At 67.3% G+C, this 19,407-nt stretch carries 16 protein-coding genes; 7 read left to right on the top strand and 9 right to left on the bottom strand.

The annotated features are described in order from the left end of the window. Positions 1 to 13: 13 nt before the first annotated feature. Entirely contained in the window at positions 14 to 1,930 is a 1,917-nt protein-coding gene (locus BO221_RS05840) for a nitrogen regulation protein NR(II) (protein WP_083680757.1), read from the bottom strand. A gap of 318 nt (positions 1,931 to 2,248) precedes the next feature. Here BO221_RS05840 and BO221_RS05835 point away from each other — a divergent pair, with 318 nt between their 5' ends. Further along, positions 2,249 to 3,196, top strand: coding sequence for a MauE/DoxX family redox-associated membrane protein (locus tag BO221_RS05835; protein ID WP_143195276.1), 948 nt, complete (start codon positions 2,249 to 2,251; stop codon positions 3,194 to 3,196). A 4-nt stretch (positions 3,197 to 3,200) separates the two neighbouring features. Here BO221_RS05835 and BO221_RS05830 read toward each other — a convergent pair whose 3' ends face one another. Beyond that, positions 3,201 to 4,568 (bottom strand): sigma-54 dependent transcriptional regulator, encoded by a 1,368-nt coding sequence (locus BO221_RS05830; RefSeq protein WP_073559250.1) that lies wholly within the window; start codon positions 4,566 to 4,568, stop codon positions 3,201 to 3,203. Between the two features lie 169 nt (positions 4,569 to 4,737). On the opposite strand from BO221_RS05830, the gene BO221_RS05825 reads away from it, so the two are divergent. The 4 genes from BO221_RS05825 to BO221_RS52350 all read left to right on the top strand — a co-directional run bounded on the left by BO221_RS05825 (position 4,738) and on the right by BO221_RS52350 (position 7,833). Beyond that, a complete protein-coding gene (locus BO221_RS05825; protein ID WP_073559249.1) occupies positions 4,738 to 5,706 on the top strand; it encodes a hypothetical protein in 969 nt (322 codons plus the stop codon). Further along, positions 5,703 to 6,578 carry a hypothetical protein gene (locus BO221_RS53480; protein WP_143195275.1) on the top strand — a complete coding sequence of 292 codons (876 nt, stop codon included), beginning with the start codon at positions 5,703 to 5,705 and terminating at the stop codon, positions 6,576 to 6,578. The genes BO221_RS05825 and BO221_RS53480 overlap by 4 nt, the downstream gene beginning before the upstream one ends. A 252-nt stretch (positions 6,579 to 6,830) precedes the next feature. Continuing rightward, positions 6,831 to 7,331 (top strand): helix-turn-helix domain-containing protein, encoded by a 501-nt coding sequence (locus BO221_RS52355; protein ID WP_158079790.1) that lies wholly within the window; start codon positions 6,831 to 6,833, stop codon positions 7,329 to 7,331. Then, positions 7,324 to 7,833, top strand: a complete 510-nt coding sequence (locus BO221_RS52350) for a transposase (protein WP_083680755.1) — start codon at positions 7,324 to 7,326, stop codon at positions 7,831 to 7,833. Before BO221_RS52355 ends, BO221_RS52350 begins: the two co-directional genes overlap by 8 nt. Positions 7,834 to 8,167: 334 nt before the next feature. On the opposite strand, the gene BO221_RS53475 is transcribed toward BO221_RS52350, so the two are convergent. The 6 genes from BO221_RS53475 to BO221_RS05790 form a co-directional block, all read right to left on the bottom strand. Continuing rightward, positions 8,168 to 9,472: a hypothetical protein gene (locus BO221_RS53475; RefSeq protein WP_143195274.1), complete on the bottom strand. Its 1,305-nt coding sequence runs from the start codon at positions 9,470 to 9,472 to the stop codon at positions 8,168 to 8,170. A 151-nt stretch (positions 9,473 to 9,623) separates the two neighbouring features. Next, positions 9,624 to 12,578: an ATP-binding protein gene (locus tag BO221_RS05810; protein ID WP_073559247.1), complete on the bottom strand. Its 2,955-nt coding sequence runs from the start codon at positions 12,576 to 12,578 to the stop codon at positions 9,624 to 9,626. Then, complete coding sequence (locus BO221_RS05805; protein ID WP_043392229.1) at positions 12,575 to 12,769, bottom strand: hypothetical protein; 195 nt, start codon at positions 12,767 to 12,769, stop codon at positions 12,575 to 12,577. Before BO221_RS05805 ends, BO221_RS05810 begins: the two co-directional genes overlap by 4 nt. Before the next feature lie 2 nt (positions 12,770 to 12,771). Beyond that, positions 12,772 to 13,146 carry an Hpt domain-containing protein gene (locus BO221_RS05800; RefSeq protein ID WP_073559246.1) on the bottom strand — a complete coding sequence of 125 codons (375 nt, stop codon included), beginning with the start codon at positions 13,144 to 13,146 and terminating at the stop codon, positions 12,772 to 12,774. A 97-nt stretch (positions 13,147 to 13,243) separates the two neighbouring features. Beyond that, a complete protein-coding gene (locus BO221_RS05795; protein WP_143195273.1) occupies positions 13,244 to 16,366 on the bottom strand; it encodes a lipopolysaccharide assembly protein LapB in 3,123 nt (1,040 codons plus the stop codon). Between the two features lie 169 nt (positions 16,367 to 16,535). Continuing rightward, positions 16,536 to 16,910, bottom strand: coding sequence for a DUF488 domain-containing protein (locus BO221_RS05790; protein WP_073559244.1), 375 nt, complete (start codon positions 16,908 to 16,910; stop codon positions 16,536 to 16,538). A 141-nt stretch (positions 16,911 to 17,051) separates the two neighbouring features. Between BO221_RS05790 and BO221_RS05785 the strand changes: the two genes are divergently transcribed. After that, on the top strand, positions 17,052 to 17,495 hold the full coding sequence (locus tag BO221_RS05785) for a GNAT family N-acetyltransferase (RefSeq protein ID WP_073559243.1): 444 nt from the start codon (positions 17,052 to 17,054) through the stop codon (positions 17,493 to 17,495). Positions 17,496 to 17,526: 31 nt separating this feature from the next. After that, a complete protein-coding gene (locus tag BO221_RS05780; protein ID WP_073559242.1) occupies positions 17,527 to 18,096 on the top strand; it encodes a class I SAM-dependent methyltransferase in 570 nt (189 codons plus the stop codon). Here BO221_RS05780 and BO221_RS05775 read toward each other — a convergent pair. Next, entirely contained in the window at positions 18,026 to 19,378 is a 1,353-nt protein-coding gene (locus BO221_RS05775; RefSeq protein ID WP_073559241.1) for an AarF/ABC1/UbiB kinase family protein, read from the bottom strand. The two genes, BO221_RS05780 and BO221_RS05775, sit on opposite strands and share 71 nt — an antisense overlap. Between the last annotated feature and the right edge of the window lie 29 nt (positions 19,379 to 19,407).

Raw genomic sequence — 19,407 nt, 5'->3', positions numbered from 1 at the left:
AGCGCTGACGGCCTCAGGCGTGGGGCTGGGGCTCCCCTCCCTGGAAGGGGAGCTCGATGGTGAAGGTGGCCCCCTGGCCGGGGCCCGCGCTCGTGCACGTGAGCGAGCCTCCCATTTCCCCGGCGGCCAGCGCGCTGATGTGCAGGCCGAAGCCGTGCCCATCCTTCCTCGTGGTGAAACCCTGCGTGCAGATGCGTGGCAGGTTCTCCGCCAGGATGCCCACGCCGTTGTCGGCCACCTGGATGCGCAGCCGTCCCTCGGGACTCCGTTCCACCCGGATGCGGATGTGTTTGTCGGTCTGGGTGCTGTCGAGCAGCGCATACCGGGCGTTGCTCACCAGGTTGATGAGGATCTGAAGCAACTTGTGCCGGTCCACCATCATCGGGGGGAGTTGCGAGGCATGGTCGGTTCGCACCTGGATGCCCACCTGCTCGAAGGACACGCTGTGCAGGCGCACCGCGTCGTCGATCAACTGCGGCACCGACACTTCCTCCACCACGCCCGTCACACGCGCGTGGGATTGCTGCATGCACACCACGGCCTTGATGTGCTCCACGCTCTGCTCGAGCCTCCGCGTCTCGGCCAGCAGCGCCTCCTGCTCCGTGGTGAGGTTCTGCGAGAGCAGTTCCAGGTATTGGAGGAACTGCTGGCCACGCGGGTCCCGGGTGAAGAAGGAGGACAGGTCGTGCGCCTGCTCGCGCAACAGCGCCGAGGCCCGGGCAACGCCGGTCAGCTTCAGCTTCCGCAGCCGCTGGGCGAGCAGCCCCGCGGACACGTTCACGCTGTTGAGCGTGTTGCCCACGTTGTGGAGGATGCCGTTGGCCATCTCCGCCATGCCCGCCTGGCGTGAGACGTCCAGCAGGTTGCGATGCAGCTCGCCCAGCCGGGCCTCGGCCTCCTTGAGGGCGGTGATGTCCCGTCCGAAGATCGTCATCCCCACCGGACGCCGCCCGGTCCCGAGCAGGGGGCTGAGGTTGATGTCCATCACCCGGGGCTTGCCCTCCATCGTGAGCTTCAGCTGCACGCGGATGTGCTCCCCATCGAGCGTCCGTCTGGCCCGCTCCTGCCAGACCGCCCGTTGCTCCAGGGGGAGCGCATCGAAGAGGGAACTGCCCGGAAGGGGGCTCGCTCCGAAGAGCTGACGGCACAGATCCGCCCCCGCATGGTTGAGGGTGAGGATCCGGCCCCGGACGTCGAGCGAGCACACCGGATCATCCGTGCTCTCCACGAGGCTGAGGAGCTTCTCCTCGCTCTCGCGCAGCGTCCGCAGCGCCTGCTCGAGCGCCGCGTCCGCCTCGTCACGCGAGGCGAGGAACATCCAGCTCACCAGCCAGCCGCACAGGAGGAAGAGCGCGGAGTAGAGGTTCAGCGCCCGGGTCTCGGGCGGTGGGTAGAGGTACGGGTGGACGAAGCCGATGTTCACGGCGGTGATCAGGGTGAAGAACAAGCCCCAGCGCACCCCCAGCAGGTACACGGTCAACATGGGCACCAGCATGGCCATGACGTTCACGGCCACGGCCTGCGAGCCGGTCCGCAGTGACTCGGCGCCTACGGCGGCCGTCACGAGGAAGCACAGCAGCAGGGCCGATCCCCGGAGCGAGCTGACCCGGCGCAGCCTCCAGAACGTCGCGGAGAAGAACACCAGGCACGTGAGCTGGACGATGCTGGAGGGCAAGGGATCCGGCTTCGCCTGGAGGAGGAAGACCAGGACGAGCAGATCGAAGAGCAGGAGCATCGCGAGGATGCCCACCAGCAACCGGCCCCGGCTGAGCTCCACGGGAGAGCTCTGGCGTAGCGGCTCCGAGAGGCACGCGTCGAGCCGTGCCAGCACCCAGGACCACAGGCCACGGCGCGAGAGCACGGGCAGGGAGGGCTGTGAGGGCCTGGTCGGATGATGCAGCCGGGCCTCGATGGTCGACGTAGTGGGCATGGACAGGAACCCCCGTGTATTCCCGGCGTCCGGAGACGTCGGGGAATCAGGAGAGCATGTCTGCCCATCGCGGGGTGCCCGGGGCGGGCTTTTCACCCGGGCGGACGTTGATGGCTCACCAACACGGAGCGTTCTGGCTCCGGAACGTGTTGGGCGGAGCACACTTCGGTGGCGGCCGGAGCTTCGTCACGGCTGGATCGCCCGCGGCTCACGGCTCCTCAGCGGCACCGGCGGGCCGCCGTGTGACCGATGGTGCCCGAACAGTCGAGGCGGGTGGTGTGTTGAGCCGCGGTGGGAAATCCCGGAGGGTGTGACTCCATGCCCGAGCAAGAAACACCTCGCGTGTCCCAGGTGGCCATTCTCGTGCTCTCCGTTGAATGGTTGTTGTTTGGCTCGTTCCACTTCACCTTCCGCGAGCTGACGGAAGCCCAGATTCCCAGCTTCATTCCTTTCAAGACCTTCGTCGCCATCACGACCGGAATGGCCGAGGTGGTCATTGGAATCTTGATCCTGCTCCCCAGCACCCGCCGGTGGGCGGCATTGGCGTCGCTCGTGCTCCTGGGTCTCTTCCTTCCCGCGGTCTACAACATCCTGGCCAATGACTCGGCCATTCCGGGGAGCGTGGCCTGGCGCAATCTCTGGCGTGTCGCGGTCGTGCCAAACAATGTCGTGCTGGTCTTGTTCGCTCTCCATCTGTGGCGGTCTCCAGACGCCGTGGCCATGGGTCCGGCTCGAGTCCTGGAAGATGTCTTGAAGCGCCGGCAGGAGCCACGACGGCCACGCCCTCCGCTCATGGTCGCGGTAGTGATGTTCGGGGCGAATGTCGCTGGGTTCCTGGTCATCCTGGCCTCGGGTTGGGCTTATACGACGGCTGTGATCTGGGGGCTGATGTGTCTTGCCACCGGCGCACTCGTCGGATTCCTCTTTGGTGTGCCGAGGGTGACTCTGGATGCGGCCCGGCGGGTCACGCACCGCCCCAATTCCAATATCGAGGTCGTGTCGGACTGGCTGACGAAGACCATCGTGGGGGTTGGACTGATCGAATTTCACGCCATTGGCGGGTTCGTGAGGAACATCTCCGCCGAACTCGGCAGAGCCCTCTCACTGCAAGTGGGTGGTGAAGGTCCGGCGACGTCCTTCGCGCAGGCCCTCATCGTCTACTTCTTCGTGGCTGGCATCATCCAGGGGTACCTCCTGACGAGGATGTACCTGAGTGCGCAGTTCGAGGTGTATGAGTCGCCGGCAGTGGAGACGAAGGAGCCGTGACCCGTCACGCGCGGGTGCGTGGAATGCCGAGCCGCTGACGACGCTCCCACAACGCCTTGCGGCTGATGCCCAATCGCCGTGCCAGCTCCGTCTCGCCCAGCTTGTCCTGATGCTCCAGCACGAAGCGGCGGAAGTACTCCTCCAGTGAATCCGGTGAGGCGCTGCCCTCGAGGGCCAGCCCCGCCTCCGGCAGCTCGGGTGTCTCGAAGGCGCCACCTCCGCCGGGCTCCAGCGATAGCAGTCCGGGCGTGATGACCGGGCCGTCCGCGAGGATGACGGCGCGCTCGATGGCGTTCTCCAGCTCGCGCACGTTGCCGGGCCAGGGATGCGAGGTGATGGCCATGAGCGCCTCGGGCGAGAACGTCGCGGGCGGCCGGTTCAGCCGCTGACACGCCTTCTCCAGCAGGTGCTTCGCCAGTGCCGGCACGTCCTCGCCGCGCTCGCGCAGGGGCGGCAGTTTGATCTCCACCACGCGCAGGCGGAAGTAGAGGTCCTGCCGGAAGGTGCCCTCCTGCACGCGCTTGGGCAGGTCCCTGTGCGTGGCCGCGATGATGCGCGCGTCCACCTTGCGCGAGCGCGTGGCGCCCACCCGCCGCACTTCTCCGTCCTGCAGCATCCGCAACAGGCGCGCCTGCGCGGGCGGGGGAAGCTCGCCAATCTCGTCGAGGAAGAGCGTGCCTCCATCCGCGCTCTCCACCAGGCCCGCGTGGGCCGCCTGCGCTCCCGTGAAGGCGCCCTTCTCGTGGCCGAACAGCTCGGACTCCAGCAGGTTCTCGGGAATGGCGGCGCAGTTGACGGCCACCAGCGGTCCATCGTGCCGAGGGCTCTGCGCGTGGATGGCCCGCGCCACCAGCTCCTTGCCCGTGCCCGACTCGCCCAGTACCAGCACCGTGGCCGGCGAGGCCGCCACCTTGCGGATGCGATCGAAGACGTCCCGCATGGCCGCGCAGTGGCCCACGATTCCGCCCACCGAGTAGACGCGCTCCACCTCGCGCTTGAGCGCCGCGTTCTGCCGCGTCAGCCGGCCCTCGCGCAACACGCGCTCCACCTGCAGGAGCAGCTCGTCGTGGTCGAAGGGCTTGGCGATGTAGTCCACCGCCCCCAGCTTCATGGCGTCCACCGCCGAGCGCACGGTGGCGTAGCTGGTCATGATGAGCACCGGCACCCCCGGCGCCTTGGCGATGACGTCCGTGCCCGGCGCTCCCGGCAGGCGCAGGTCGCTCAGGATGAGCTCGAACGTGTCCAGCGCCTGGTCCGTTTCGGCCTCGTGCACCGAGCCGGCCTCGGACACCTCGTGACCCGCGCGAGTGAGCAGCCGCCGCAACTCCGTGCGGATGATGGGCTCGTCCTCGATGACCAGGATGCGGCTCATGCGGTGCTCGAAACCCCCGGAAGACCTGCCCCGCAGGCTAGTCCCGCGCCCCCATCCCTTGTCCACTTCCCAGGTGGGATGACGAGATGCGTCATGGAGGGTCTCACCGTCTGTCCTGGTACGTTGCCGCCCGAGGTTGCATCAGCACCTGAGTGGCAGGGGACCTTTCGTGGGATTGCTCGAAGGCGTGTTCGTGGTGGCGGTGCACCTGGTGGTGCTGCTCTCGGCGCTCGTGGGTGGATGGCAGTTGGTGATGCTGGGGATTGCCTGGCGGCAGGTGCGCGGGGCACGGCTGGCCCTGGATGACTTCATGCGTCCCATGCCGGGGGACTCGCCGCCACCGGATGCCCGGACCTACCTCGGTGCGACCCACGAGGCCTTCGCCACGCTGGGCTGGCACTTCGAGGGCTTCTTCCAGAAGGTGCCCCCGGGAGAGGCTCCCCAGGCCGGCTTCTCCCTGTGGCTCTCGCCGGACGGCACGACACTCGGGGCGGTGGTGGCCACCCTCGCGGCGAAGGACCCGATCGAGCGCACCGTGCTGGTGAGCCAGGACGCCAGCGGCAAGGTGCTGACGACGAACGACCTTCCCGGCACGGGGGACCAGTTCGGCAGTGTCTCCTCCACGGCCACCCTGCTGCACGCGGCCCCGGCCGAGCTTCAGGCCTTCCACCAGCAGCGGTTCCAGGTCGAGGCCCGGTCTCCCTTGCGCACGTGGCAACCCGGTCAGGTCCACGAGGCCCTGCGGGAGCTGAGTGAACGCTCGGTGAGGCTGTGGGAGGCGAGCGGCGATGCCCGGTGGAATCCAGAGGTCCCCGGCGAGTACGGCTATACCCCCAAGGGCGCGTGGCGCTATGCGCGTCAGGCCGTGCGCTCGGTGCACGACGTGGGGGCGACCCAGCGCGAGCGCTTGAAGCTGCCGAGGTTGGGCTCACCCGGGGCCAGCGCGACGCGCTCCGGTCCTCCCCCCAGGCTCCTTCCGAAGTCCTCCCGGGCACGGGGGATCTTCAACACGGCGGCTCTCGGCGTGTGCCTGTGGCTCGTGGTGCGTTACTGGTGCGAGCCGCCTCCGAAGCCGCCGCGCGCGGTGCCCGCTATGCCGTTGCCCGCCGGTCCAGCGCCCTCGGAAGGGTCACGGTGAAGGTGGTGCCGGCTCCGGGCCGGCTGTCCACCTCCAGCGTGTCGCCGTGCTCCCGGACGATGCTGGACTTGAGTTGTTTGACACCCAAGAGCGGACATACATTAGGGGTGCTCGAAAACGGCTGGAAGCCGACATGGATATTCTGGGATATTGAGAGCATGCGCACGAAGCAAAATCCGAATGTTACGTCTGCCGTACTCAGCAACGAACGTGGAATAGCGTTCCAGTACATTATGATCCTCTCAGTGCTCCTGGCTTCAGCGTCGGCATTGGCAGAGCCACCTGAAGGCAAGAAGGAGACGCCTGTGGAACTAGGCGGCCTTCCGGGACTTGTTGCAGTTGTCGAAGATCCGTTCTCCGGAGAGCGGGAAGCGAAGCTGGACGATCTCCAGGTCGGCAGCAAACTCGAACTGACGCTCTTCGCAGACCTGAAGAATCGGCGAAGCCGCATCAAGGGGTGGTTGCTATCATCGAGCGATAGCTGGCGTTATCTGAATTGCCACACCACCGCGCTGCTTGTTGACTCGCGGCGAACACCCTTGACTACAACTCATGACGGCGATGTGCTTGACGGTGGTGGGGTTATTGAGTTCGTGGAGTTTTCTATCACGCGTGACGAATTGGTGCGCTGGACCAAGGCAAAATCGCTCGTCGGTAAGGTGTGCAACGACGTCTTCGAATTGAATGAGGAGGCGTTGCAAACGCTCAGGATTTTCGCTGAAACCGCCGGAGTCATTCCGCCGACGAAGCGTCCACAGGAGTCTGCCAAGACCGCTCCTGTAGCGGACGTGGCGCCTGCCGCGCCCAAGGGAGGTGCGACGTCGAATACACCGGAGGCAAATGAGTCGGAGGCGGCTTCTATCGGGAAATGACAAACTAGTGGACTGTCCACGAAGTCTGTGGACATAGTCGGAAGCGGTTCCTCGCTCTCGCTACGGAAACTCCCTCTGGCCGCACGCGGCTCGAATCGGTCCAACGATCGGACTGGTTGCTCGAACTCGCACCCTGAAGCTGCCTCTCTCCACTCTGCGCCTATGTCCACGAACTTCGTGGACAGTCCACTAAGCCCCTGGACATAGATATTGTCCACCCCCGGGATGAGACCGCGAGGGGTAGACGAGAAGATGCGCGCTCAGCTGCGAAAGCTGAGCCGCGCACCTGATGCAGGCTGGTGGGTGCGTGAGCGGGTCGACATGGTGCTGCTGGCCGCCAAGGGCTGGAGCGCGCCGCTCATCGCCCAGCACCTGGGATGTAGCGACAAGACCGTGCGGCGTGTGCTGCGCGCTTTTGAGGCCAAAGGGGTAGAGGCCCTGGAGCGGCAAGTCAGAGGGCCGCCACCTGACCTGGTCCAACGCCAACATGTCCACGCCGCTCTCGCCGCCCTCTTGGCTCAGCCACGCACGTGGACGTCGGGTCAGCTGGCGCTCGCCTTGCGCGAGCATGGCGTGCGGCTGGGAGCCCGGCAGGTGCGGCGCTATCTGGCGGACCTGGGGGCSAGCTGGCAGCGCACGAAAATGACGTTGGCCCACAAACAGCGGACGGACGAGGTGGCACGTGCCCGCCGTCATCTCTCCAGGCTAAAAAAACGCCCGAGCAGGGAGGGTAGACCTCTACTACCTGGATGAATGCGGCTTCTCGCCGACACAGCCCACGGGTTACAGCTGGGCGGCGCTCGGCCAGCGTAAGCTCGTCCCGTACGAAAACCCCCAGGGGCGGAGAGTCAACGCGCTGGTGGCTTACAGGCCGCTGGGCTCCAGGCCCACGCTGCGCTACCTCGTGCACCCACGCACGCTGACCAGTCGCGACGTGTTGCACCTGCTCGAGCGGCTCGCTTCGCCCCCGCGCTCCTGCGTGGTGGTGCTGGACAACGCGGGCATTCACGTCAGCAGGCAGGTGCGCGAGCAGTTGCCGCGCCTGGCTCGACAGGGACTGACGCTCTACTACCTGCCGGCGTATGCGCCTGAGCTCAACGAGGTCGAGGCGGTGTTTCAAGTCCTCAAGCAGTACGAGATGCCCGAGCGCAGCTACCACACCCTGGCGCAGCTGCTCGCCGCCATCCGGCGGGCGCTGGCTAGCTACAGCCAGCGCCTCCACCGACGTGGACAGAAACCGTGTCCAGGGGCTTAGACGACCCGCTCACTTCCGCTGGGGCACTGCGGACCTCCGAGGAGAAATCCTCCTCGGAGAGCAGCCGAACTGACCGAGTAGTATTAGGTGCGCGACCAACTGGTGGCCTGTTGCTCGTGGGATTGGCCAAGTCAGCGGAACTGATGGAGAATCTCGCAAAAAACGCGACTCTCGATTCTCCGTGGCCTGATGTTCTCGCACTTTGCTGGAACTTGGCGCTCTCTTCGAGGCAGATTTCACCTCGGAATTCCTCTGCGGCTCTTGGGCTGTGAGCGGGTCGTGGTTGGCGACAAATCGGCACTACCATTAGAGCAATCTTCGAAGAATGCGCCGCCTACTTCAAGAGATCGTCTTTAGCTTTGGCTTTCGGAACAGGTAGTACTCCAAAGACCAGTCCACCTCGGCTATAGTGAAGTGCTCCAGTTAGTGTGAATCGCACATATGCGTCGCGACTTTCCTCTGCTGCTTGTAACTCAGGCGGCAATCGTATGTTGTGCATCCTGCCTTTCGAGATGACGCAGCGGACAGTCTTGGTAACGGTGCTGGTGGGGAAATCGTATATCAGGAGTCGTTCAAAGTCTTGCTTCGCCATTAGCTCGAGTAGATCCTCGCGGATTCCAAGGAAGAGTATGTCGCGGGACGGCATCTGCATTGCGACACCACCAGCAGGGCCATCGACTACCTGAGACATGTTCCTGAAGAAGCCGTGCTGGCGAGAGCGAGGGTTGAAGCGGCTAATCTCGAACGGTTCACCATTGCCTCGAACCAGTGGGACTCCGGAAAGCTGGAACGGATCTTCAAGGTTAAGGAGGTCAATGAAACGAGTCGCCATGCTTGCTGCTAGTTGCGAACGAGGCGTGATGAAGCTAAACCAGTCGGACAGGAACCGCATTCGATTCAGCAACCGAACCCTCCTTGGATTCTCTGCGCCCTCTGCTGGTGGGTCCAAGAGCCAACATCGTGCCGACCCTGTATATCCAAGTGCACAGACTGCTCCATATCGGATATCAGCTGGATATTTGTATCGGTTCTGAGCTTCTAGCTCCGCAACCTTCTGTTTCTTTTCTTTGGCTTTGTTGAACTGCGCGCGAGCCGAAGCAGTTTTTTCGGCTGTGTTATTTACTGCGGTGCCCTTCGCCTCGGCCTGGATGACGAATTTGCCGTCACTGGCGATATCTGGGACAGTCGTTCTGTAATCGAACGTAGGGAAGCCGCTTCTGCCGCGGTGCTCCGGAATCTTGTCCCAATCAGCCTCGTGGAGTTTGTGGATTCTATTGACGACTGACAGTGCGATGCTCTCTCCAATGCGTTCGATGATCGCCCCGTCTTGAGGAGTAGCATCCGGAGCAGAAACGATTGTCTCATCGGAGAAGATAACCCAGTCGTCCAAATCCCTTATGGCACGATCGATATTTCGGCTGATTTCCGAGTAACTTCGATAGCCGGGTTTGCCAGGTCGCTTTTTGTGGAAGAGATAATAGGTGAGAAACTCGGCTGTAGGAACGCTTAAGCCATTCAGGACGAGTTGTTCGATCTGTTGTGCTGTCGGATAGGCGAGAAGCTTCTTTTTTTCGTTTTCGTCGAAGAAGTCGACGTCGATTCTTACGTGCGTTTGGGGAAGCGCGAGTGTTTCGCTCATGAGCGTTCAGGGTCTATGGTAGTGAGCAGGAGCAAACGCGTACTTGGAACTGAAGCGTTGTTCTTGGAAGATTGGCAGGCTGCATAAGTCACGTTCAACCGCAGTGAGTCATGTTTCTTGCTGGAAGTCAGAGCGGCTTTCTCGTGAGCCGCTACCCCGTCGCCTGTTGGTCCTGTGCCCTCGGAAGGGTCACGGTGAAGGTGGTGCCGGCTCCGGGCCGGCTGTCCACCTCCAGCGTGCCGCCGTGCTCCCGGACGATGCTGGACACCAGCGCGAGCCCCAGCCCCGTTCCCTCTCCCGGCTGCTTGGTGGTGAAGAAGGGCTCGAAGATGCGCTGCGCCAGATCGGGGGGAATCCCGTGGCCCTGGTCCACCACTCGCAACCGCACCTGCTCCCCGGCCTCCTCGGCGAACAGCTCCACCTGTCCGCCTCGCGGCGAGGCGTCGATGGCGTTGGTGATGAGGTTCACGAACACCTGCTCCAGCCGCTGCGTATTGCCCACCACCTCCAGGCCCTCGGGGCAATGGCTCACGCACCGCACGTCTGCGTCCTTGCGGCCCAGCCGCGAGAGCTGCGCGGCCTCGGTCAGCAGCGGCGCCAGTGGCACCCGCGTGACGGGCACGTTGTTGCCTCCCGTCACTCCCGCGTGGCTGAAGGTGACGAGCGCCCGCACGATGGCGTCGATGCGCCGCGCCTGCTGGAGGATGAGCTGTACCCGCTCGCGGATCTCCTCCGGGTCCTCCTCGTAGCGCAGGTTCTGCGCCACGCTGGTGATGGCCGTCAGTGGGTTTCCAATCTCATGCGCCACGCCCGCGGCCACCCGTCCCACCGAGGCCAGCCGGTCCTGGTGCGCCAACCGCGCGTCCATCGCCTTGCGCTCGGTCAGGTCCTCCACCAGCAGCACCGCGCCCTGCAACTGCTCGGGCTCCTCGCGCGGCGTCTCCGAGGGCGTGGCCAGCGAGCGGTGCAGCCGCAGGATGCGCTCCCGTCCGTCCAGCCGCACCTGCGTTTCGGCACCCGCGTCCGGCCCCGACGCGAAGCCGGCGAGCAGCCCTCCCCACGGCTCCGGCAGATGAGCCAGCGTCTGGCCCCGCACCTCCTCCGAGCGCAGGCCGGAGAGCCGCTCCAGCGCCTCGTTCCAGATGACCACGTCCTGGTCCGGTCCCAGAGCGCAGGCGCCCACCGGCAGCTCCTCGAGGATGCGCTGCAGGTAGCGCCGCACCGCCTCCAGCTCGCGCACGGGGCCTGTCATTCCCCGTGCGTCGCGCAGCCGCTCCTCCACGAAGCGCAGCTGCTCGGCCAGCGCCGTGCGTGCCCGCGAGTCCACTTGCAGGGCCTCACTCACCGCCAGCCGCGCCAGCACCGGACCGAGCAGGCCGGACAGGTTGCGTTCAATCTGGTCCCTCAACCGGCGCAGCTCGGTGGGGCGGCGCTCGCCCTCGGACAATCCGAGCTCGCGCAGGGCCCGGTCCAGCTCGGCGGTGGCGGCCTGCGGCCCCAGCACGGGGGCGAGCTGGCGGCGGAACTCGTCCGGAGAGCCGGCCGTCACGCTGCCCGCGGCCAACGAGGGGGCCTCGCGCGCGCACAGCCTCGCCGCCTCGGCTTCCTCGGGTGAGGGGCGCGTGGCCAGCGACAGCCCCACGAAGGCCAGCGCGTTGAGGGTGAGGGAGGTGAAGGTGACGAAGCCCCACGGCTCGCCGGGGGCGAAGCCCAGGAGCGACTCCAGCGACCGGGCCCAGGGCGGCAGGCCATGACCACTCCACAGCGGCACGACCAGCAACAAGGCCCAGACGGTGGTGCCAGCGGCCAGGCCCGAGAGGAAGCCCACCCGTGTGGCCCGGGACCAGAAGAGCAGGCCCAGCAGGCCGGGGATGAACTGCGCCACGCCGACGAAGGCGACGAGCCCCAGGTCCACCAGCCCCGCGGCCCGCTTGTCCAGGAGCAGGTAGAAGCCGTATCCCGCGAGGATGATGGCGGCGATGAGGACGCGCCGGGCCCACAGGAGCCGGCGGTACAGGTTGCCCGGTGAGCGCGCATAACCCAGCGGCAGCACCAGGTGCGTGAGGCACATGGGCGCCATGGCCAGGGTGGTGACGATGACCATGGCGCTGGAGGCGGAGATGCCACCGAGGAAGGCCAGCATCGCGAGCGCGGGGGCTCCCCGGGCCGCGGGCACGGCGAGCATGTGGAAGTCCGCGGGCCCCGGCAGGCCCAGCGCGAGGCCGGCCCAGAGCAGCAGCGGCACGGCCACGTTCATCAGCAGGAGCAGCAGCGGGAAGGCCCAGGTGGCGGTGGAGAGGGTGTCGCGCTCGGGGCTCTCCGTGAAGGCCACGTGGTACTGGCGGGGAATGAGGAAGGCGGCGGCGCAGGAGATGACGAGCATCGGCGCCCAGGACTGCTCGCGCGCGGGCTGCTGCATGGCGCGCAGGGCCTCGGGGTGCGCGTCCAGCCAGGACTGGAGGCCTCCCGGGCCGCCGAAGACGGAGGCCACCGCCCAGGCCCCCACGAGCACCAGGGCCACCACCTTCACCAGCGACTCGAAGGCGATGGCCAGGGCGAGCCCCTCGTGGCGCTCGCGCGGGGTGACGTAGCGCGCGCCGAAGAGGACGGAGAAGACGGTGGTGATGGCGCAGAAGCCCAGGCCCAGCGTGGTGGCCGAGGCCGAGGGGCTGAGGACGCGCGCGGACTCGACGACGGCGCGCACCTGGAGGGCCAGGTAGGGCAGGGTGCCGGCCAGCAGCACCAGCGTCACCGCGGTGCCGGTGGCCTGTCCCGGGTAGCGGAAGGCGAAGAGGTCCGCCAGCGAGGTGAGCTGCAACCGCCGGGTGAGCTCGAGCATCGGACGCCACAGCACCGGGACGAGCAGGCAGGAGAGGGTGGCGCCCAGGTAGATGGCGAGGTAGCGGAAGCCGTGCTGGGAGGCGTAGCCCACGCTGCCGAAGTAGGACCAGGAGGTGGCGTAGACGCCGAGCGCCAGCGCGTAGGCGAGCGGGTGCTGGGTGATGCGCGAGGGGATGAGTCCGCGCTCGGCGGCGTAGGCGATGAGGAAGAGCACCAGCAGGTACGCCAGCGAGGCGATGACGAGCGTGCCGAGCTCGAACGTCATGGCGCGCTCCGGCGCGCGGCCCAGGCGCCGAGCACGATGACGCCGAGCCACACGGCGAAGGGCTGGTACCAGGAGGCGCCCTCGCGCAGCCACAGGTGCCGCAGCGGCGAGCCGAAGAGCAGCGCCGCCACGGCGAAGACGAACAGCGAGAGCATGACCGGCTGTCCGCCCGGCCCGGACGAGGGCTTCATCCTCACTCCTGGATGCCGAGCTGCGCCATCAACAGGGGCCGGGCCTCCGCGTAGGCCTGTTCCATCTGGGCCAGAATCGCCTCGGCACCGTCCACGTCCAAGCTGGGGCCGCGCGCGAGGTTCTCCAGCGCCTTGCAGTGCTGGCGCACGCGCATCATCCCGAACATGCCGCTGCTCGTCGCCAGTCCGTGGGCCTCGCTCGCGAGCGGGTCGGCTTTCCCCGCGGCCAGCAGCTCCCTCATGCGCTGAAACCGCTGGGGCGTGCGGTCGAGGTAGCCACGGGCCATGTCCGCCACCAGGTTGGGCGAGTCCGCGTCCTGAAGCACGTTCAACTTCTCCAGTTGCCGCACATCCATCGCGAGGATCTGCTGCTCCATAGGCCGCGCATTCTGCCCTACCTGTGCCAGGCGGAAAAAGCCCGTGCGAGCTCTCGCCCTTCTTTCACTGCTCGTCCTCGCCAGCCCACGCGGGCCCTCACTGCGCGCGCTGCTTCAGGAGGGCCAGGCTCAGCTCGGCCTGCTTCATGCGCATGAGCTCCGCGTGGGCCCAGTGGTATTCGCCCTGCTTCGGGGTGCTCGTCTCGATGGTGGCCCGGTACCACGTCACCGCGTCCTCGTAGCGCCCCTCGGCCCGGGCCTTGAGGCCGAGGAAGAAGGGCAGCTCCTGGCGGCTCTTGGACGTGGCCGCCGCCGCGAGGACGGCCTGCTCCGGGATGAGGCCGAGCAGGTGGCGGCCCACCTGGTGGTAGAAGCCGGGACGGTCCGCCTCGAAGCGCTTGCGCAGCGCGGCCTGGTGCGCCGCGTCCTCATCCCTGGCGCGGGTGCTCGCGGCCGCTCGCATGAGCCAGACATAGTCCGCGTTGTCCCCCGTGCTCTCCGTGAGGGGGATGACGTCCCAGAGCACGGCGTTCTCCTTGTTCTGGAAGGCGAACATGCTCAGCGGCTCGAGCAGGTTCTTCGGCACCCGGGTCCGCAGCCACTTCACCGCGTCCTCCTCGGACTTCCACTCCTTCAGGTAGCCGTAGGCCTTCATGATCATCTCCAGCTTCTGGAGACCGGGGGCGTCGATGCGCGATTGCAGCTCGAAGGCGAGCTCGGGGCTGCCGGCGAGCCCCACCTCCGTCGCCAGTTGGCTCAGCTCCATGGCGCCGATGCGCTTCTTCTGGAGCATCTGGAACGCGTCCAGTCCCTCATTCACCGGACGTTTGCCGAAGACGGCGGCGAAGCGGTCGCCGATGCGCCAGCGCCAGTCGATGCCCCTCAGGGAGCGTTCGGGCGAGGCCAGGGCCTCGGCTGCCTCATCGGACCTGCCCGTGCGCCACAGCAGCTCGGCCAGCAGCGCCAGGCTTTTCGGCCCCGGGTAGCGGTTGGCCGCCGCCTTCGCGAGCGTGAGGGCCCGCTCGTCCTCTCCGAGCTCCTGGGACAGCAGCGCCGCCCGCTGCATGGCGCCGAACTGGTAGCTCTCGATGACCGGCTCCACCGCCTTCCACCCGGCCTCGGGGTTGCCCTCGAGCTGGTACAGCCGGGCGACGGCCGTGCGTGCGTTGATGTTCTGGAACGTGCTCGGCTTCGGGTGGGCCTTCAGCCACTGCTCCACCACGGCGCGGGCCTCGCCGTAACGCCCGTGCGTCTCGAGCAGGTCCACGCAGCCCGAGGTGAAGGACCACTCGTCCCCGTACTTCTCCAGCAGGGGCGAGAGCTTCTTCATCAGGGCCTCGGGCGGCACCTGCTGCGACTTCAGCAGATGTTCGAGCACCTGTTGCCGGACGCTTCCGTAGGTGTGGGGCGAGTCCAGCAGCGCCTGCAGCTTCGCGGAGTCCCGGTCGAGCCATGCCACCCAGGCCGTGCTCTGGTGGCCTCCCGTGGCCTCGGCGGTGGCGCGGTAGAGCTTCTCCGAGAGCGCCGGGTCGGACAGGGCACCCCGGGCGAGCTGCGCCAGGGTGTACCGATGCTCCGGGCGCGTGTCCATGCGGGCGGCGATGCGCCGGGCCATCGTCGGCAGCGATGGATCCATCCAATCGGCGGCTTCCTGGAGCTCCTCGACCACGCGGATGAGGGGCGCCGCGCCGAAGCTCTTCAGCTCCGTGAGGGACTGCATGAGCGAGGCCTCCACCCGTTGGCCGGACTCGGCGGCGATGAGCCGGGACATCCAGTCCTGGAACTCCTTGCTCGCGGGCGTGCCGCCGCTCCCGAGCCGCTTCGTGAAGTCGCTGGCGGCCTCGGTCGAGGCGAGCGAGTCGAGAAGGTGCAGCGCCATGCGGTATTGCGCGGAGAAGAAGATCCCCTGGAAGTACGCGCGCTCCGCTCCGGCATCGAGGAAGAAGCCCTCGGTGTTGCCCACCTGGGGGAGCTGCTCCTCGAAGGCGGGGAGGATGCCGCGCTCGGAGAGATTGAAACGCTCGCGGATCTGCTTCAACTGGCGCTCCAGCTCCTTGCCCGCATTGCCAGTCCCCTTCCTGGCGGGGGCGCGATCGTTGGCGTCGGTATACCCGGCGGCCGCGGCCACCTCTCTCAGGATGAGGGGCGGGATGACGTACCCCAGGGCGCGATCCAGCTCGAACTCACGGGAGTGCAGAAGGGCGGTGAGCTCGTGGATGGGGGGGAGCCGGGTCTCGTCGAGCTTGTCCAACCGGCGAGAGCGCTCCGTGCCGCTGACGTCCGACAGCCGGCGCAACCCCAGGTAGTGGGCCAGACCGGGCTCCCGCTCCTCCTTGGCGAGGGCCTCGAGCCGGGCATCCTCTTCCAGGAAGTAGAGGCGCAGGGGCGAGCTGGCGGGGAGCGTCTCCGCGAGCTGGCGCGCGGCACGGTCGTAGCCGAGGGCGCTGGCGAGCAGCGCCTGCTCTTCGGTGAGGGGCTCGCCCGTGACGACGCGCGCCAGGGCCAGGTGTGCCAGGGCGCGGGCGGGGACCTCGTCGGCCGTCCCGGTCAGGTCCACGAGCTGGAAGGCGAGAGACGCCAGCGCTCGCGAGCCCTCGCGCACCGAGGCCACACCGCGCTTGCCGGCCGCCCAGTCCCGGTCCTGCTGGTGCAGCACGTCGAGCGTCACTCGTCCGAGCGGGAGTGGGGCGCCGAGGACGCTGGCCTCCGCTTGGAGGGCGGGCTTCTTCTCGAGCTTCTTCTTCTGACGGGCGCCGCGCTTGCTGGACTTCAGGGCGGGCTTCTTCTTGGGGGGCGGGGGAGGAGCGGGCGGCGTGGGAGGGGCGGCGTCCGCGTCCTTCTGGAGGTCGAGCTTCTCCGTGCCGAGCTGACGGGCCCGGGCCTCGAGCAGCGAGAGGGCGTGGGAGAAGTCCGGGAACTCGGGCAGCGAGCCGACATCGGTGCCGTTGCTCAGGAGGTGCCACTGGCCTTCCTGGAAGCGAGCCTCCACCTTGGGCGCGGGCTGTCCGGTGAGGAGGTGCTCGAGGCTGGCGAGCGCGCGGGTGAGGCGTGCATCCGGCGTGAGCCGGTAGGCCTGTTCATACGCGGTCCGGAAACCCGTGAGGCTGTCGGCCTTGGCGATGTCCGCGTCCCGGGCGACCTGGAGCGGGCGTCCCGCGGGACGGGGCGGAGGCGGCTCGGCGTCTTTCGAGCAGGCCTGGGTCGCGACTCCCAGACACATCAGGAGCGCGAGGGAACGGGAGGGGCGTGAGCGTGAGCGTGAGCGTGAGGTCATCGGGATTCGTGGCGCGGCGGCCGGGCCGGCATCATCTCCGAATCTCTCACGTGGGTAACGTGAATCGAGCGCCCTGTGACAGAGCGTGCGGGTGGGGGTCGCGGAGCGCGGGGGCTCACTTCGCCCGGGCGGCCTCGATGAGCTCGGCGAGGATGGTGCGGTGGCACGCCTTGTCGATGATGCAGTCCTTGGAGCACATCAGAGTGAGGGTCTCTCCGCGGTCCACGCGGGCCGCGAGCTCCGTGATGGCTTCCCGCTGGGATTCCATCTCGCGCACGTAGCGCTCGCGGTACTCGTCGAGCGAGATGGGCGTCTGGCCCTTGCCCTGGAAGGCGGCGAGCAGCGGCGGACTGGGACCCAGGTCCTTCATCCACACGTCCCACGTCTCCTTCGCCTTGGGGAGCCCGCGCGGACGGAAGCGGCAGATCAGGATGCGCAGTCCGTCATCGGGCTCTCCGGGCACGCACCAGCGCCTGGTCTTGATCGGCATTTCCCGGCAACAGCGGGACGGCTCCCGGTCATCCCAGCCACGGGCGCCCGCTCGCTCCTCCGCATACCGGGCCTTCAGCTCCTCTGATATCCATTCTCGCCGCGGCCGGAAGCGAACAGGCGTTGGCCACAGGGGGTCGAGATGCGACTGAAGAGACTGAAGGCGGGCGACCGGGAGCTGGCGAAGGTCCTGTTCACCGTGATGGCGGAGGTATTCGAGGAAGGCAGCGGGGAGTTGAGTGATGGCTATATCGATCGGCTCCTCGGCCGGGAGGATTTCTGGGCGATTGCCGCGTTCGTCGACAACGACATCGTGGGGGGGCTCACCGCGCATACCTTGCCCATGACCCGGGCGGAGTATTCCGAGATCTTCATCTACGACATCGCCGTGCGAAGCGATCATCAGCGGAAAGGCATTGGCCGCGGGTTGATCGAGGAGCTTCGGACCCAGGCGGCTGGCATGGGAATCCGGGATCTGTTCGTCCCCGCCGATAACGAGGATGTCCACGCGCTCGATTTCTACCGTGCCCTCGGCGGGGAGGCCGCCCCGGTGACGATCTTCACCTTCACGGACGATTCCGAGTAGTCACGGCCGGAAGTGCCGAGCGGGAAGAACGATGGCGGAGCATGAAATCCCGGTGCGGTTGCGGTGGGCGGTGGAGCAGCTCGTCATCGCGCCCGACGCCCGCGTGTTGGAGATTGGCTGTGGAACGGGTGTGGCCGTGGGGCTCGTCTGCGAGCGTCTGCGCACCGGCCACATCACGGGTATCGATCGCTCGGCGAGTGCCATCGAACGGGCGAGGAAGCGCAATGCCACGCACATCGCGGAGGGGAGGGCCGGGCTGTGGCTGGGTGAGCTGAAGGACTTCGCGTCGGACGCCGGAGCCTTCGACACGGTCTTCGCCGTCAACGTGAACGTCTTCTGGACAGGCCCTGCACGGGACGAGCTCCGGAAGCTGTTCGAGCTGACGAAGCCGGGCGGTGTGGTGCTCCTGGTCTACGAGGCACCTGACGCCCGGAAGGCCGAGCGGATCGAGAACGCCCTCCACGAGAAGTTCACAGCGCAAGGTTTCCTGACGACGAGCTCGAAAGGCCCCTCATCGAAGCTGGTCGGGATTACCGCCCTCCACCCGCCCGCCGGGCCTCCGCGGCCCACTGGCTCTCGAGGGCACCCCAATCGGCGATAGCGCCGAGCCGGGCGAGCACGGCGTAGAGCCCGAAACGCAAGCGGAACAGGAACAGGAATCGCCCGGGGAGCGAGAGTTTCGCGAGAAATCGCTTGTCGCGGAGGATCTGCTGCGCCTCGAAGCCCGAGCCTGGATGGACGGGGCGGGGGCCGTGCTCGAGGAGGGGAGCGAAGAAGCCACGCAGGAGGGTGCGAAGCATGGCCAGGCTCTCGGCGTCTCCGGGGGGCCGGGCGCCGAGCGCCACCAGGGCCTCGCGCATGCCATGTGCTTCATCCGCCCGGACGGCATCCACGAGCCCGGCGAAGGCAAGCACCGTGGCGGAGTCGAAGGAGCGCACGCAGCCGAAGTCATAGACAACCACGCGGCCGTCCTCGCGGAACGCGTAGTTGCCGGGGTGCGGATCTCCGTGGAACAGGCCGTGCCGGTAGAGCGTGCCGATGTAGAAGGAGAACAGGGCGATGCCCACCCGGTCCCGGACCTCCTGGGAGGGCTGGGACGCGAGGAACGCGTCGAAGGGCCGCCCGGGCATCCAGAGGGTGGTGAGCACGGAGGAAGCGCACCATTCGGGCTCGACGGCGGGGATGAGGAGGACCTCGTCCCGGGCGAACAGCCGCGCGAAGGTGGCCTGCCGCTCGCGCTCGAGGGAGAAGTCACACTCCTCGAGCAGCACGGTGCGGGCCTCGTCGATGAAGCCCTTGATGCTGGAGGCGGCACCTGGCAGCAGCACACTCGCGAAGGAGGATCCGGTGCCGGCGGCCCGGAAGTCACCCTGGAGCGCCTCGTCGATGCCGGGGTGGCGGACCTTCACTGCCACCTCGGTACCGTCCGGGAGACGGGCGCGGTGGACCTGCCCGATGCTGGCCACGGAGACGGGCTGCCGCTCGAGCCCGGCGAGGAGCACGTCGGCGCGCGGCCCGAAGGCGGCGCGGAGGGTGGCCTCCACCTGGGGGAAGGGGCTGGCGGGAGAGGCCGTCTGGAGGACGGAGAGCAGCCCACGAATCTCCGGGGGGAGCGTCGGGTCGATGTAGCCGAGCACCTGTCCCGCCTTCATGGCGAGGCCCTTGAGCTCTCCGAGCCGGGACACGAGCTGGGAGATGGCACGCACATCGGCTGCCCCAATCCCCTCGCCTTTGCCGCGCAGCTTGCCGCCGACGACGGAGAGCGCCAGCCCCGCGGCGCCGCGCCCGGTCTTCCACAGCCGCTCGACGCCCGAGCGGACCACCGGCCGCTCCGTGCCGAGCAACTGCTCCCGGAGCATCGCCACCAATTCATCCTCGTGCATGAAGGAGCATCCTCTCGCGGGTGTATTGG

This window comes from Archangium sp. Cb G35, from assembly GCF_001896145.1.
In the GTDB taxonomy this organism is placed as follows: Bacteria; Myxococcota; Myxococcia; order Myxococcales; family Myxococcaceae; genus Archangium; species Archangium violaceum.
Note: the sequence above shows the minus strand (reverse complement) of the source record. Positions and strands in the feature narration are given on the sequence as shown.

What these genes read in the sequence shown, in the direction of transcription:
- BO221_RS05840 (WP_083680757.1), bottom strand. Translation starts at nt 1,930, where the DNA reads ATGCCCACTACGTCGACCATCGAGGCCCGGCTGCATCATCCGACCAGG.
- BO221_RS05835 (WP_143195276.1), top strand. Translation starts at nt 2,249, where the DNA reads ATGCCCGAGCAAGAAACACCTCGCGTGTCCCAGGTGGCCATTCTCGTG.
- BO221_RS05830 (WP_073559250.1), bottom strand. Translation starts at nt 4,568, where the DNA reads ATGAGCCGCATCCTGGTCATCGAGGACGAGCCCATCATCCGCACGGAG.
- BO221_RS53475 (WP_143195274.1), bottom strand. Translation starts at nt 9,472, where the DNA reads ATGAGCGAAACACTCGCGCTTCCCCAAACGCACGTAAGAATCGACGTC.
- BO221_RS05810 (WP_073559247.1), bottom strand. Translation starts at nt 12,578, where the DNA reads ATGACGTTCGAGCTCGGCACGCTCGTCATCGCCTCGCTGGCGTACCTG.
- BO221_RS05805 (WP_043392229.1), bottom strand. Translation starts at nt 12,769, where the DNA reads ATGAAGCCCTCGTCCGGGCCGGGCGGACAGCCGGTCATGCTCTCGCTG.
- BO221_RS05800 (WP_073559246.1), bottom strand. Translation starts at nt 13,146, where the DNA reads ATGGAGCAGCAGATCCTCGCGATGGATGTGCGGCAACTGGAGAAGTTG.
- BO221_RS05795 (WP_143195273.1), bottom strand. Translation starts at nt 16,366, where the DNA reads ATGTGTCTGGGAGTCGCGACCCAGGCCTGCTCGAAAGACGCCGAGCCG.
- BO221_RS05790 (WP_073559244.1), bottom strand. Translation starts at nt 16,910, where the DNA reads ATGCCGATCAAGACCAGGCGCTGGTGCGTGCCCGGAGAGCCCGATGAC.
- BO221_RS05785 (WP_073559243.1), top strand. Translation starts at nt 17,052, where the DNA reads ATGCGACTGAAGAGACTGAAGGCGGGCGACCGGGAGCTGGCGAAGGTC.
- BO221_RS05780 (WP_073559242.1), top strand. Translation starts at nt 17,527, where the DNA reads ATGGCGGAGCATGAAATCCCGGTGCGGTTGCGGTGGGCGGTGGAGCAG.
- BO221_RS05775 (WP_073559241.1), bottom strand. Translation starts at nt 19,378, where the DNA reads ATGCACGAGGATGAATTGGTGGCGATGCTCCGGGAGCAGTTGCTCGGC.